The following is a 16,050-nucleotide window of genomic DNA, read 5'->3' on the forward strand; positions in this document are numbered from 1 at the left end:
CCAGAGAATCGACGCTGGGTCTTTGGAGGCTTGCGACCTCTACCCAAGGCGAAAATTACGTGAAAGCTATGGATTCCGCAAGTAAATTTTATGTGCGCCTGCACAAGGCTCATGCGAAAATAACAGCCTTGATCAAACCCGGTATGATTAAGTCTTCTCAAACAAAACCTTATTAATTTTCGTGGAAAATCTCCTCGCTATTTTACAAAACCGGTTGACGGAATGTCCGACCCGTGACCGCGCCGGGTTGGTCCATCGCCTGCGTGGGCTGCGCCGGCGCTTGCGCGAGGGCAAACCGGTGGATCGCGGTCTGGAACAATTGACTCGCGAACTGGAGGCCGCTGCGAACCGGCTGAAGGAACGCCGCGCTCAATTGCCGATCCCCACGTTCGATAACGCTCTGCCGATCAACGCTCACCGTGAAACCATCGCCGCGGCGATCCGCGATCATCAGGTGATCGTGCTGTGTGGCGAAACCGGCTCCGGCAAGACCACCCAGTTACCGAAAATCTGTCTTTCCCTTGGCTTGGGCGCAGCCGGTTTGATCGGCCATACCCAGCCGCGCCGGATCGCCACTCGTTCCGTGGCGTCGCGCATTGCCTCGGAGCTAGGAACCACAGTCGGTGGACCCGTCGGCTACAAAGTGCGCTTTTCCGACCGGGTCGGGCCGGAAACTGTGGTCAAGCTGATGACCGACGGCATTCTGCTGGCGGAAACCCAAAGCGATCGGCGGCTCGACCAATACGAAGTCCTCATCATCGACGAAGCTCATGAGCGCAGTCTGAACATTGATTTCCTGCTGGGCTATCTCAAGCGCCTGCTGCCGCGCCGCCCTGACCTGAAGCTGATCATCACCTCGGCGACCATCGACCCAGAGCGCTTCTCCCGCCACTTCGACCATGCGCCGATGATCGAAGTCTCCGGGCGAACGTATCCGGTGGAATTGCGCTATCGGCCTCTGCTGGTGGCGGACGAGGATGAACGCGATCGCGATCTGCAACAGGCGATTCTGGACGCCGTGGACGAGGTCTGGCGGCAAGGGCCGGGCGATATTCTGATCTTTCTCTCTGGCGAACGGGAGATTCGCGAAACGGCGGAAAGTCTGCGCAAGCATCACCCGCCAAATACAGAAATTCTGCCGCTTTATGCCCGGCTGTCCGCTGCGGAACAGAATCGGGCGTTTCAGCCGCATGGCCGACCACGTATTGTGTTAGCGACTAATGTAGCTGAAACCTCGCTGACCGTGCCGGGCATTCGCTACGTCATCGACCCCGGTATGGCGCGCATTAGCCGTTACAGCCCGCGCGGCAAGATTCAACGCCTGCCGGTGGAAAAAATTTCCCAGGCCAGCGCGCAGCAGCGGGCAGGACGTTGCGGACGGGTCATGGCCGGGGTGTGCGTCCGTTTATATTCAGAGGAAGATTTCCAATCCCGTCCGGTCTTCACCGATCCGGAAATCCTGCGCACCCATCTGGCGGCGGTAATTCTGCAAATGTGCGCGTTGAATCTGGGCCGCCCGGAGGATTTCCCGTTCGTCGATCCTCCGGATTCCCGGCAAATCAGCGACGGATTTCGTCTGTTGTTCGAGTTGCAGGCGGTCGATGAGCAGCGCGGCGTCACCGAACGGGGCCGGCAGCTGGCGAAACTGCCGGTCGATCCCCGGTTAGGGCGAATGCTGCTGGCGGCGCAACAGGAACGCAGTTTACGCGAGGCGTTGATTATTGTGTCGGCGCTGGCGATTCAAGACCCTCGGGAACGGCCTCTGGAGAAGCAGCAGGCGGCGGATGAGAAGCATCGCCGGTTCCGCGATGAACGCTCCGATTTTCTGGCTTTGTTGAAACTTTGGGACTACTACCATGAGCAGGCCCGCCAGCTTTCCAAGAACCAGTTGCGCAATCTCTGTCAGAAGGATTTTCTGTCGTTCGTGCGGATGCGGGAATGGCATGACCTGCATCAAGAATTATTGGGGCGGGTCACCGAAATGGGGATGCGGCTCAATGACGAACCCGTGCCTTATGACCACTTGCACCGGGCGCTGCTGACCGGTCTACTCGGGCATCTTGGGTTAAAGCAGGAAGAGAACGCCTATCTCGGCGCGCGCGGACGGAATTTCTACCTGTTCCCCGGTTCCGGGTTATTCAAAAAGCGCCCGCGCTGGGTTATGGCGGCTGAACTGGTGGAGACCACCCGGCTTTACGCCCGCACTGTGGCGCGGGTTGAACCGGAGTGGGTGGAATATCTGGCTGGGCCGTTGCTCAAGCGCGCCTACGCCGAACCGCATTGGGAGAAGCGTTCTGCTCAGGTGACAGCCACCGAGCGGGTCACCTTGTATGGTTTGCCTATAGTCGCCGGTCGCCGCGTCAATTATGGGCCGCTGGACCCGGCGCTGGCGCGGACTCTATTTATTCGTCAGGCGCTGGTCGCTGGCGAATTTCACTGCAAGGCGCCGTTTTTCCAGCACAACCGGCAATTACTGGAAGAATTGACCGAACTGGAAACCCGCGCCCGTCGTGATTTGACCACCGATGAGGAAGCGCTGTACCGCTTTTACGATGAGCGGATTCCCGGGGGCATTTACAGCGGCCCGAGTTTCGAGATGTGGCGGAAAAAGGTCGAACGGGAACAACCCCGCCTACTGTTCCTGGATCGTGAAACCTTGCTGGCGCCTGCCGCAACGGCGGTTGATGGCGAGAATTTCCCGGATCACCTCAATCTTGATGGATTGAAATTGCCCTTGCGTTACCGTTTCGCGCCGGGTGACGAAGAGGATGGCGTGACCTTGACCGTACCGCTGGCCGCAGTGAATCAGGTCGATCCGAAACGGCTGGACTGGCTGGTGCCGGGCCTGCGGGCGGAACGCATGGCGACGTTGCTGAAATCGCTGCCCAAGGCGTTGCGGCGGAATTTCGTACCGGTTCCCAACTATGTGCAGGCGTTGCTGGAAGTCATCGATCCGGGCGAGGGGTCGCTGACCGAGGCGATGGCGGAGCGCCTGGAGCATATGACCGGGGTGCAAATTCCCGAGGATGCCTGGAATCCAGAGGCAGTTCCGCCACATCTGCGGATGCGCTTTCGAGTGGTCGACGCCGAAGATCGGGAATTGGCGGCAGGGCGCGACTGGACAGTGATTCAGCAACAGTTGCGTGGTGAAGCGCAGGCGGGATTCGCCGCGTTGCCCACACCGGAATTTGAGCGGGAACAGGTGCGCGACTGGGATTTCGGCGCACTGCCGGAAGAAGTCAGTTTCGTTCGGAATGGCATCCAGTTGCGCGGCTATCCGGCATTGATCGCCGAACCGGATGGAACGCTGGCGCTGCGAGTATTGGATTCGCCCGTGCGCGCGGAGGCGGCGACCCGGGCGGGTTTGCGGCGATTGATCGGCTGGCGGCTGGGGCCGGTGTTCAAGTCGCTGGCGCGCGATTTGCCCCAGTTTCAACAGATGACCCTGCATTACTTGGGACTAGGGACACAGGAGCAGTTGCGGGAAGATCTCCAGAATGTGATTCTTGACCGGGCGTTTCTTACCGATGAACCGTTGCCGCGCGACCGGGCAGTGTTCGAGGCGTTGCTGGAGCGGGGTAGAAACCGCTTGTCAGCGGCGCGAGCGGACATTGGACAAATGGCGGCAGAAACTCTGGCGGCTTATCACGATGCGCGCCGGATGTTGAGCGGTGAATTGTCGCCGGTCTGGGGCGAGGCGCTGACCGATATCCGTGACCAGTTGGCGCATCTGATTTATCCCGGCTTTCTCAGCCAGACTCCAGCGGAATGGTTGCCGCATTTGCCGCGTTATCTACGCGCGATGGCCGTGCGCTTGAACAAGCTTCGTCAGGCGCCGGACAAGGATCGGCAACGGTGTGGCGACATCATCCGGTTGTGGGAACATTGTAAGCGGCAACTGGCGCAGAATGCCGAACGGGAACGGCATGATCCGGAGTTGATTCGCCTGCGCTGGCTGGTGGAGGAGTTGCGCGTGTCCCAGTTCGCCCAGGAATTGAAGACCATCATTCCGGTATCGGTCAAACGGTTGGAAGAACAGTGGAATCGGGTGAAGAAAGGGTTATCCTGAACCTTGACCTGGAAAGGCAATAACGCGGGAATTGGGACTGACGAACCATGGATACCATCAAAATTCGCGGCGCGCGCACCCATAATCTACAAAACATCGACCTGGATCTGCCCCGCGACCGGCTGATCGTCATCACCGGCCTGTCCGGTTCCGGCAAATCCTCATTGGCGTTCGACACACTGTACGCCGAGGGTCAGCGCCGTTACGTGGAATCGCTGTCTGCCTACGCTCGGCAATTCCTGTCGCTGATGGAAAAGCCCGATGTGGATCATATCGAGGGCCTATCGCCGGCGATTTCCATCGAGCAGAAATCCACCTCGCACAATCCCCGTTCCACCGTCGGCACGATCACCGAAATTTACGACTATCTGCGCCTGCTGTACGCGCGGGCCGGCATTCCGCACTGTCCAGATCATGGCATTGACCTGGATGCGCAAACCGTCAGTCAGATGGTCGATCAAATCTTGATCTTGCCCGAAGGTCAGCGGTTAATGCTGTTAGCGCCGGTGGTCAAGGAACGCAAGGGTGAGCATGTCAAACTGTTGCAAGAATTACGCGCTCAAGGCTTCATTCGTGCCCGCATTGATGGCGAGGTTGTGGAACTGGACAGCCCGCCCACGCTGGATTTGCGCCGTAAGCATACAATCGAGGTTGTCGTCGACCGCTTCAAGGCGCGCAACGACCTAGCCCAGCGGTTGGCGGAGTCGTTCGAGACGGCGCTGCGTTTGGGAGAAGGCGTTGCGCGCGTGGCGTTCCTGGATGAACCAGAGCAACCCGAACTGCTATTTTCATCCGGTTATGCCTGCCCACTATGCGGGTACAGCCTGAGCGAACTGGAACCTCGGCTCTTTTCTTTCAACAATCCGGTCGGCGCTTGCCCGGAGTGCGACGGTCTGGGAGTCAAATCATTCTTCGATCCCGAACGGGTGGTCATGCATCCCCACCTGAGTTTGGCGGAGGGCGCGGTGTACGACTGGGGTCGGGATAATCGCTATCACTTTCACCTAATCGAAGGCTTGGCGCAACATTACGGTTTTGATCCGGAACAATCTTTCCAGACCTTGCCAGAGGGCATCCGTCAACTCATTCTTCACGGCAGCGGCGAGGAAACCGTAACCCTGGACTATGTCAACCACCAGGGGGAACCCTTCACTCTCCGACAACCGTTTGCCGGGGTGCTGCCTGAAATGGAGCGCCGCTACCGGGAAACCGATTCCAGCATCCTGCGTGAAATGTTAGCGCGGTATATGAGCAGCCGTCCTTGCCTATCCTGTCAAGGCGCGCGGCTGACCCGTTCCGCCCGGCATGTGTTCATCGCCGGACATGCTTTGCCCGATGTAGCAAGCTGGCCGGTTGGTGCGACACGCGCTTTTTTTGCCGAATTACGCTTGCCAGGCCGGCGCGGGGAAATCGCCGCCAAGGTTGTCAAGGAGATCGGCGAGCGACTGAATTTTCTGGTCAACGTTGGTCTGGATTATCTGAGTCTGGCGCGCAGCGCCGACACGCTGTCCGGTGGCGAAGCACAGCGCATTCGCCTGGCTTCGCAGATCGGCGCGGGACTGGTCGGGGTGCTGTACGTGCTGGACGAACCGTCGATTGGGTTGCATCAACGCGATAACGCCCGCCTGTTGGCCAGCCTGCTGCGCTTGCGCGACCTGGGGAATACCGTGATCGTGGTGGAACACGATGAGGAAGCAATCCGCACCGCTGACCAGGTTGTGGATATGGGACCGGGCGCGGGCGTTCACGGTGGCCGCGTCGTGGCGCAAGGAACGCCTGCTGACATCATGACCCATCCCGAGTCGCTGACCGGCGCCTATCTGGACGGTCAGCGACGCATTGCAATCCCAAAACAGCGCACCCCTTTCGACCTGAATCGGGTGTTGCGCATCATCGAAGCCCGCGGTAACAATCTAAAAAATCTGCATGTGGAGATTCCCATCGGATTGCTGACCTGCGTCACTGGCGTGTCCGGCTCCGGCAAATCAACCCTGATCAACGACACGTTGTACCGCTACGCCGCCCGCGATTTGAACAACGCCAACGAATCGCCTGCGCCCTGCCGCGATCTGTTGGGGCTGGAGTATCTGGACAAGGTGGTCAACATCGACCAAAGTCCGATTGGCCGCACTCCACGCTCCAATCCAGCGACCTATACCGGCTTGTTCACCCCGATCCGTGAACTGTTTTCCGAGGTTCCCGAAGCGCGCGCGCGCGGCTATAAGCCTGGCCGCTTCAGCTTCAACGTCAAGGGGGGACGTTGCGAAGCCTGTGAGGGTGATGGGGTCATTCAGGTCGCGATGCATTTTCTCCCTGACCTGTATGTACCCTGTGATCAGTGCAAGGGCCAGCGCTATAACCGGGAAACGCTGGATATCCGCTACAAGGGCCGCAACATTCATGAAGTGCTGGACATGACGGTCGAGGAGGCGCTGGCGTTCTACCAGGCCGTGCCGGCAGTGGCGCGCAAGTTGAAAACGCTGGTCGAGGTGGGATTGAGTTACATCAAACTGGGCCAGAATGCGACCACGCTGTCCGGCGGCGAAGCGCAACGGGTTAAGCTGGCGCGCGAGCTGTCCAAGCGCGATACTGGCCAAACTTTGTACGTTCTTGACGAGCCGACGACTGGTCTGCACTTCCACGACATTGAGCAATTATTGAAGGTGCTGCACGAACTGCGGGATCGAGGAAATACTATCGTGGTAATTGAACATAACCTGGACGTGATCAAAACGGCGGACTGGATCATTGATCTTGGGCCGGAAGGCGGCGGCGACGGCGGGGAAGTTGTGGCGACAGGGACGCCAGAACAGGTGGCGGCCCATCCGGCGAGTCATACCGGGCGGTTTTTGGCGCCGGTGTTGAAATGCAGAAAGCAGAATGCTTTTTAATTCGTAACTTCGCCGCTATTGAACAGCAAGCAATGATCAGCTTGCGTTTATTTCACAAGAAACCTTGAAGAATCTCAAGATGAACGAAACCTTAAAACCATTTTCTCCTCTTGTAGATGTTATTATTCCCGTTTATCGCGGTTTTGAAGAAACACAAAATTGTTTAGAAAGTGTTCTACTTAACTTCCAAAAAACAACTATTGAAATAGTTGTTGTCAATGACAATAGTCCTGATGTAGCTATTCAAGAATATTTAATTGACTTGGCAACTAATGGAAAAATAACTTTACTTGAAAACCCAATTAATCAAGGCTTTGTTAATGCTGTAAATCGAGGTATGGTGCTGCATCCGGAACGAGATATTGTATTATTGAATAGTGATACCGAGGTTCACGGCGACTGGCTTGATCGCTTGAGAAGTTGCGCTTACAGTGATTTGCAAGTTGGTACTGTCACTCCCTTTTCCAATAATGCAACGATCTGTAGCTACCCCCGATTTACTGAGATCAACTCACTGCCGGAAGATTGCACATTTGGTGCCCTTGATGATCTGTTCTCCAAACTAAATCATTCTCAATCATTTGAAATACCAACGGCTGTTGGCTTTTGTATGTACATTACTCGTAACTGCTTAGATCAGGTAGGATATTTTAACGCATCTTTTTTTAAGGAAGGATATGGCGAAGAAAATGACTTTTGCATGCGCGCCGTGGATGCTGGTTTTAAAAATTTACTTTGTGCGGATACATTCATTTATCACAAGGGCAGAGTTTCCTTTGCTGAAAAAGCTGATATTTTATGTGACCTTGCTCAGAAAAAAATTAAAAAATCATATCCTCATTATAGTACGCTTATTAATGATTTTTGCACTAGGGACCCAGCAAGGATTATGCGAAGACGCGTTGATCTGCATCGATTAATACATTCACCCCGGAAAAAAATATTGTTTGTTACACATACATGGGGTGGAGGTACGGAAAAGCATGTCCAGGACTTAACAAAATTACTCTCACCAGAGTTTGAAGTTCTTATCATGCGCCCGAAGAGCTTGCAGGAGGTTAGTGTAGAATGGGCTAAATCAGGAGAAGAGTTTATCGTTTATTTTTCTCTGCCTTACACCTATTCAAAATTATTGGATTTCTTAAAATATATAAGAATTTCATTTATTCATTTTCACCATATTATTGGAATTAATCAGCAAATTTTAAAAATTCCTAATGATCTGGAATTACCATATGAGTTTACTTTGCACGACTACTACCCTATCTGCCCACAATTCACTCTAACTAATAAAGACGGCAGCTATTGTGGCGAACCTGATACAGCAGGATGCTCCGTGTGCTTAGAGGAACGGCCAGCGCCTTGGGGGATGGACATACTCTCATGGCGAACGCTTTTTCGAAATCTGCTCAATAAAGCAAATAGAGTTATCACCCCGTCCCAAGACCTCCTGGAACGCACTCGAAAATATTTTCCTGATGCTACCTACGACTATCTGCCGCATCCTGAATTTTCTCCTATCTACTTTTCAAGTAAGAGTAATAATTATTTCCTTAACGGTGAGTTGAAAATTCTGGTTCTGGGAAGACTATCCTTGATGAAAGGATCAAGGCTAGTAGAAGCATGTGCAATCGACGCCAAACAAAGGAAACTACCCCTATATTTTAAAGTCATCGGATTTCCTGTTGAAGAAATAAAAGTAGAGCCTGAAATTCCCTTATCGTGCTATGGTGTATATAGCGATTCAGAACTTCCATTGTTAATAGCCCGTGAACGGGCAGATATTATATTTTTTCCAACTCTATGGCCGGAAACTTATTCTTATACACTTAGCGAAGCAATGCGTTCCAATTTGCCGATTGTAGCTCCTAGACTAGGGGTGTTTATTGAGCGGCTTGTGGAATATCCGATTGCGTATTTATTGGATTGGAATAGCAGCGCTAAGCAATACAATGATTTTTTTATTTGTCTAAAAAATGCAATTTTCTTGAAAGATGACAACAATGGTCAGAGAGAAATAACCACAATAAGTGATAAAAAGTATTTAGAACGTTATACGAGCACTTCTCCAGAAAGAAAATCTCTTTTCCTTTCTGATAAATATAATAAAAGTGATAATTATTCAGATTTAAATCTTAGTGAACATTTATATTCTAAAGATTTCCTTCCCGAACGCTATCTCTATACATTAAATCGAGAAGAATTATTAAACATTATTCGAGATTTACCTATTGTTAAAAAAAATTTATCAATTACTCAATCACAATTCGCCAGTTTAATTGATAAACTAATAGCTTCTAATCATGAGTTGTCATTATTAATAAACCAGTTGAAAAATGAACTTGAAAGTGAATCAGCAAGAAAACAAGAAATCATAAAACGTTTAAATATTGAAATTTCAATGCGTCGTCAAAATATAAATGAACTGGAAAATCAAATACGCCAATTCAAAAATTTTTTAGAGGAGATCTATTGTTCAACTTCCTGGAAAATAACTGCACCCATACGAGGCATAAAAAAATTTCTCATTAGACAAAAAAAATCTATATTTAATCATGCCTTCGGACTACGAAGCCAATTAAATACTTTGAGGACAAATGCACAATGTAACTATCCAAACATTTCACAATTCATTATAGAGCCTCCTTTCTATTTAATCCGTAAATATATCAGACCGATTGCTAAGAAGTTAATCTTGATATTTTTTAATGATATTGCTTATGAACAAACTTTATCATCAAAATTTTCTGAAAATACTAATAATAATGATTCTACAAATGGATCACATCAACTAATATCAAACTTTATCCCTAGCGAACGATTTAGACATGCTGATAAGCCATTCAATCTAGAAGTAACCGTTATTGTTCCAAACTATAATCACAGCGCATTTCTGAAAAGACGTCTCGACAGTATTTATCAGCAAACCTATAAACATTTCAGAGTTATCTTACTCGACGATCACTCGAATGACGCCAGCAGAGATATTTTGAATGAATATGCGAAAAAATATCCAGAAATAACTCAAAGTTATTTTAATGAACAAAATTCGGGCAACGCTTTTTCCCAATGGAAAAAAGGAATTAATTTGGCTGAGTCAGACATCATTTGGATCGCCGAAAGCGATGATTTTTGCGCCAATAATTTTTTGGAAACAGTTATTCCTTTCTTTATGGATGAAGCTATTCAGCTTGCTTACAGTCGTTCCCTTTTTGTTGAAACTGATGGTCAACCAACAGAATTTACATTTAATGATTATCTTTATGAATTAGATCAAAAAAAATGGTTGGTTGATTATGTTGAATCTGCTCATAATGAAGTTAACTGCTTTCTAGGTAAAAAAAATACTATACCTAACGTCAGTAGCGTCGTTTTCAGGAAACCTACTAAAGATTTTGCATTGTTTAACGACAATAATTGGTTAAATATGAAAATATGTGGAGATTGGGTTTTCTATCTGCATCTGATTCGCGGTGGAAAAATTGCATTCACTAATAAAACTTGCAATTATTATCGCTTCCATTCTTCTAATTCTTCAACAACTACTTATAAAAAACCAACTTATTATAAAGAGCATCAATTTGTTGCAGAAACGATAGCGCAACTCTATAAAGTTTCTGATGAAACATTATATGCGCACAAAGCTTTATTAGAGCGGTTTTGGGAACAGAATATGAAAAGTATAAAAAAAACCGATTTTGAAGAATTTTATAAATTAAATGAAGCGTTTAGTTATAAGGAAAAGAGGCTTCCAAATATACTTATGGCTTCGTTTTCTTTTTCCACCGGAGGAGGCGAAATATTTCCTATCCGTTTGGCGAATGAGCTTAAGAAAAGAGGATACGCTATTACTTTTTTCAATTTCAATAGGGAACCCGTTAATGATAATGTAAGAAAGATGCTCTCGAGTGATATCCCAGTATTCGAATGTACTCAAGAGATTGGTAATCTAGATCAATTTCTTATCAATTTTGGCATCGAAATAATCCATACTCATCATGCTAGCACAGAACACTTTTTTTCTGCTTATATGAATAAAACTAGAAAATCGATTAAGCATGTTGTTACTATGCATGGCATGTATGAAACTTTAGAACAAATACATGCTGATAAAAATCTTCCAGTTATCATTAAGAATGTCGATTTATGGATTTATATTGCTGATAAAAATCTCGATCTTTTTAAAGCAAAAGGTTATGATATTGAAGATAAATCTATAAAAATTGGCAATGGAATGGCTTATCCTGAAATTAATATCATTAATCGCAAAGAATTGAACATACCTGATGACGCTTTTGTTCTCTGTCAAGCCAGCCGATCCATTCCAGAAAAGGGCTGGGAAGAAGCAATTGAAATTATTAAAGAGGCAAGAGAAATCTCCCAAAAAAATATTCATATACTCCTGCTTGGCGATGGTCCAGTTTACCAATCTCTTCAGGAAAAAAAACTACCTGACTATATCCATCTACTTGGATTTAAGAACAACCCTGTTGACTACTATGCAATGTCAGATATGGGTTTTTTAGCATCACGCTTTAAAGGAGAAAGTTTTCCACTTTCAATTATCGAATGCCTGTTTTCAGGGAAACCATTTATCGCGAGTGATATCGGTGAGATTCGCAATATGTTAACCATTGAAAACGAAGTTGCAGGTGCTATATTTGCTCTAAAAAATAATTGGCAAATTCCAATTCACGAAGTAGCACAAATTATTGCTGATTTTTCTACTAATCAATCACTTTATCAAAAAGCTCAATCCTGCACACAAAAAGCGGCGGATCGCTTCAATATTAAAAATATCGTTGCGGCTTATGAAAGAGCTTATCAGCGTGTTTTATTTCAATGACATATATGGTCAATTTCCAAATATTCAACTGCCCCTCGCGTTAATTAGATCAATCACAGCACGATGGGCCGCTGCAAACCCAAAATGTTCTGCCATCACCGTCAGCCCCTTGTTAGACAACGTCCTCCATAAGGCTGGGTCACGGTAGAGACGCAATATCTGTCGGGCAAACTCCCAGGGTTCATCAGCTATCAGAACGGATTGGCCATTCTCCAGGAACATGCCCTCCACCGCTGGCGTCGTCGCCACCACCGGCAGGCCGTAAGCCAGACTTTGGTTGATCTTGCCCTTGACACCCGCCCCATAGCGCAACGGGGCCACCGATAAACGGCAGCCGTCGAAGAAAGCAGTCACGTCAGGAACATAGCCCAGGATATGCACATGCTCCGAAGCCAGGGCCACGATCTGAGCCGGCGGATCCGCTCCGATTACCGAGAAACGGATTTCCGGCTCCTGTTCCAGCACCAGGGGGAAGATTTCCCGGCAGAACCAGAGCATCGCGTCGGTATTCGGCGGATGGGCGAAAGCGCCGATGAAGAAAAGGTCGCGTCGCTCCGCAAAGGGCTTTCGGCTACCGTAGACACGGTGAATATTCGAGACCACCCGCACGTCTGCCTCCGGCGCTTCTTGGATCAATAGATCACGCTCCACCGTGCTGACCACCAATGTCGTATCGGCCTGGGCGATTAACTCCAGTTCCTGACGTTTGCGTCCTTCCGCGACAGTACGGGCAATTCGGTTCCCGGTCAGCTCGGCAAGACGCATTTCACGCAGGAAGTGTAAGTCCACGGTGTCATAGACGATGCGGGCGTTTCGACAATAGCGCCGGGCAGACGCCATCACCTGCGCCGCTGCATCGGCGCGGCTCAGAATCACCAGTTGGTAGTCGTCGCCGTGCGTGCGCAAGTGCTGGTCGATAGACGTGATATAGGGGCGGTAAAGCACCTCGACCCCCTGCTTCTGCAGATCGGCGACGTAGGGTTCAGGCGCTTCCAGGTTAGCGGCGGCAAAGGTGACCTTGAATCCCAACTCCTGCAAAATGGTAAACAGGTTGAGCATCCGCAACGAACCCGACTCCTTATCAGGCGTCAGCATATAAACATCGACGACAAAGGCGCGGCGGCGCACGTGGCGCTCTTTCTGGAACTCCAACGCCTCGCCCCGCGAACCATGCGACGTCAATGCTCCTTGCCAGCGCTCAAGAAACTTCCTTTGATTAATCGACTGAAACCGTTTCATGCCGCTAGTTGCAGTCTCATCGGTTCCCGCGCTCACCCCTTCACAATGCACAACCTGGGACCAGGGCTGGTAGTAAACCCGATAGCCTGCCGCGCGGACCCGGAAAGCCAGATCGGCGTCTTCATAGTAAGCTGGGGCAAAGTGGGTGTCGAAACCGCCCAGATCCTCGAACAGATCGCGTCGAATGGCGAGCGCTGCGCCAGAGACATAATCCGGCTCACGCACATAGCTGTATTGAGGCTTGTAGGGATCATCGAGATGCCCATAGTTCCAGGCGGAGCCATCGGCGGAGAGAATGCCGCCCGCCTCCTGCAAGCGTCCGTGTGGATAGATCAGCCGGCTGCCTACCAGACCGGCGTTCTGAAACGTCTGGAAAGTTTCAATTAAAGCATCCAGCCAACCTGGCTGAACCTGGGTATCGTTGTTCAGGAAAATCAGGTAATTCCCGCGAGCAACGGACGCCGCGCGATTGGTTGCTCCCACGAAGCCCAGGTTATCAGGGTTGACAATCAGGCGCACCCCTGTGTAGCTGGCGAGTGCTTTGGGCGTCCCGTCGGTGGAGCTATCATCGACGACGATCACCTCAAAATGATACCGACTCCTATCCGCCGCCAGCGCCGCCAAGCAATGGTGAGTAAAGCGGAACTGGTTAAAGACCGGGATAATGATGGAAACCTCTGGAGTTTCATGGTAGGGAAAAGCAAGGGGAGAAAACGGTTCACGCAGGTTGAACAACCGGGGACGCCGTGGCGGCTTGAGAGCCGTAGCGCTGAGTCGACGGCGGATCTTTTTAGCCAGAACCCAGAGACCTTCAGTCTTCAGAACATGGAAGGAGCGCGAGACAAGGAATGTTATCAGATTGAGCGTCGGCAGCTTAAGCATTCACCTCCCCCCTTTGCAAAAGGGATTGCGCATCGGCAACTCGTCCAAAATCCTTTTGTTAAAGGAGGGGACCGAACGGATATTCGGTGGCTTACTTTTCATTTGCGCCATTGTCGCCAGGCGTGAACCAGGCTTCTCAAGGGTTCAGTGATTCGCCAGGAGGTTGACCGGTAAACCGCTTCAAGCTGGCCGGATTGTTCGAGTATTTGGCTGCGCAGATCGTGCGCGAGGGCCGACAATTCATCCATCCGTCGCTGATTTTCTCTAAATAAATCCTGATCGCGCCGATACTTGCTTTCCAGTCCAAGCAGCATCTGTTCGAGTTGGGCGATGGAATCCGCTAATAGCTCGCCTGACAGCACAGCGACAGGGCCATGCGGCGGCTGATGAATAATCCCATCGCGCAGGGCTGCAAAAGCCTCGCTTAAATCGGCTCCCGACCAGATTTTTCGCCATTTCTCAAACAGCGCTGCCCGACCCGCTGCAATTTTCGCGGTATCCGCCTTCTGGTCAAAGCCAAACCCGGAATGGCCAAAATTGCGATAGCAGGCAGTCACCCGGTCCACATGCAAAAACTTGCCGTGCTCCGCCAATTGCAGCCAGAAATCCCAATCCTCGTATAGCGCTAGACTTTCATCCAATCGGCAACCTGTTTCCCACAACGCCCGGTCAAACAACACCGCATGCATCGGGATATAGTTTTGCGCGCGCAGACTCGGCAAATGGAAAAGCTGGTTGAACAGGGCTTCAAAACAGGGGGTAGCGTCGTCCCGGTAAGCGATCATCCGCACCCCGCTGTAAGCGACCTGCGCCCAGGTTTGTCGTTGCAAGGCGTCGATGAGCACCGAGACATGTTCCGGGAAGAGCAGATCATCATCATCCAGGAACCCGAGGTAACGGCCTCTTGCGGCTTCCAACCCGGCATTCGCGGCAGCGCTCCGATCCAGCGCTTGACCATGATCAACAAAGCGCAACGAAAAACGTCCAGATTCTACAACCGGTGGCGGATGGCTGGAACCGAGCGCATTCACCACGACTATCTCAATGTGGGGATAGGTCTGGTGAGCGATGCTATCCAACGCCTCGGGCAGGGTGGGACGCGCCATACTGCGAACGATGATGCTGACCAGGGGTAAATCAATAGAACTGGCGTTTCCCGTTAGCACGTCACGACTCGCATCAGCTTCCCATCCAGCCAACCCTGGATACTCTCCGCCAACTGCTCAACCATGCGCTGGCGGGATTCGCGGCTGCCCCAGGCGCTGTGCGGAGTAACAATCAGATTGGGAATATCTTGCGCCAATAACGGATTACCATCGACGGGTGGCTCTAAACTCAACACATCCACGCCCGCGCCGCCCAACGCGCCCTGGCGCAAGGCATTGGCCAACAGCGTTTCATCCACCAAGCCGCCGCGCGCCGTGTTGATCAGGATGGCGTCACGCTTCATTAGCGCCAGTTCCCAAGCGCCAATCAACCCCCGGGTTTCTGGAGTCAGCGGACAATGCAGACTGAGTACGTCCACTTGCGGCAGCAGGATCGGTAATGGCATCCGGCCTTCCTGTTCCTCGACGACGCCAGGGCGCTGGGCAATCAGGACTTTCATACCGAAAACCTCGGCAACGCGCGCCACTCCTCGTCCCAATTCACCGTAGCCAACGATGCCCAGCGTTTTACCTGTCAACTCGCGGATGGGGTAATCCAACAGGCAGAACTGACGCGCCTGTTGCCAGCGCCCCTCTCGCACCGCCTGACGGTACTCGGACAAGTGGGTGATCAAACTCAGCAACAGCGCGAAGACATGCTGAACCACCGAGGCCGTGCCATAGCCGCGGCAATTACAGACCGTTAGACTGTGCCGCGCCGCCTCCTCCAGATCAACATTGTTCACCCCGGTCGCGGCCACGCAGATCAGTTTCAGGCGCCGGGCCTGACCCAGGGCGGCGGCATCCAGTTTCACTTTATTGCTGATCACAACTTCGGCTTCGGCAATGCGTTCGGCGACTTCATCAGGAGCCGTTGCCGAGTAACAGCGCAGTTCCGGTAAAACCCGGTTCAGATTGCCAAAGTCGAGATCGCCGCAGTCTAGCGAATCCCGATCGAGAAACACACCCAGCATGGCA

6 protein-coding genes are annotated in these 16,050 nt (G+C 51.2%); 3 read left to right on the forward strand and 3 right to left on the reverse strand.

Annotated features, from left to right (window positions below):
• Positions 1 to 175: 175 nt before the first annotated feature.
• From hrpA to H6973_09275, 3 genes are all read left to right on the forward strand, one after another.
• Positions 176 to 4,069, forward strand: a complete 3,894-nt coding sequence (hrpA, locus tag H6973_09265; GenBank protein MCP5125801.1) for an ATP-dependent RNA helicase HrpA — start codon at positions 176 to 178, stop codon at positions 4,067 to 4,069.
• A 47-nt stretch (positions 4,070 to 4,116) separates the two neighbouring features.
• The gene (gene uvrA / locus H6973_09270; protein MCP5125802.1) at positions 4,117 to 6,960 is read left to right on the forward strand and encodes an excinuclease ABC subunit UvrA; all 2,844 of its coding nucleotides are present in this window, start codon (positions 4,117 to 4,119) and stop codon (positions 6,958 to 6,960) included.
• A gap of 79 nt (positions 6,961 to 7,039) precedes the next feature.
• On the forward strand, positions 7,040 to 11,806 hold the full coding sequence (locus H6973_09275; protein MCP5125803.1) for a glycosyltransferase: 4,767 nt from the start codon (positions 7,040 to 7,042) through the stop codon (positions 11,804 to 11,806).
• A gap of 24 nt (positions 11,807 to 11,830) precedes the next feature.
• Here H6973_09275 and H6973_09280 read toward each other — a convergent pair whose 3' ends face one another.
• The 3 genes from H6973_09280 to H6973_09290 form a co-directional block, all read right to left on the reverse strand.
• Positions 11,831 to 13,927, reverse strand: a complete 2,097-nt coding sequence (locus tag H6973_09280; GenBank protein ID MCP5125804.1) for a glycosyltransferase — start codon at positions 13,925 to 13,927, stop codon at positions 11,831 to 11,833.
• Positions 13,928 to 14,025: 98 nt separating this feature from the next.
• Complete coding sequence (locus tag H6973_09285; protein ID MCP5125805.1) at positions 14,026 to 15,093, reverse strand: glycosyltransferase; 1,068 nt, start codon at positions 15,091 to 15,093, stop codon at positions 14,026 to 14,028.
• On the reverse strand, positions 15,087 to 16,046 hold the full coding sequence (locus tag H6973_09290; GenBank protein ID MCP5125806.1) for a 2-hydroxyacid dehydrogenase: 960 nt from the start codon (positions 16,044 to 16,046) through the stop codon (positions 15,087 to 15,089). Before H6973_09290 ends, H6973_09285 begins: the two co-directional genes overlap by 7 nt.
• Between the last annotated feature and the right edge of the window lie 4 nt (positions 16,047 to 16,050).

Source organism: Gammaproteobacteria bacterium, from assembly GCA_024235095.1.
In the GTDB taxonomy this organism is placed as follows: Bacteria; Pseudomonadota; Gammaproteobacteria; order Competibacterales; family Competibacteraceae; genus UBA2383.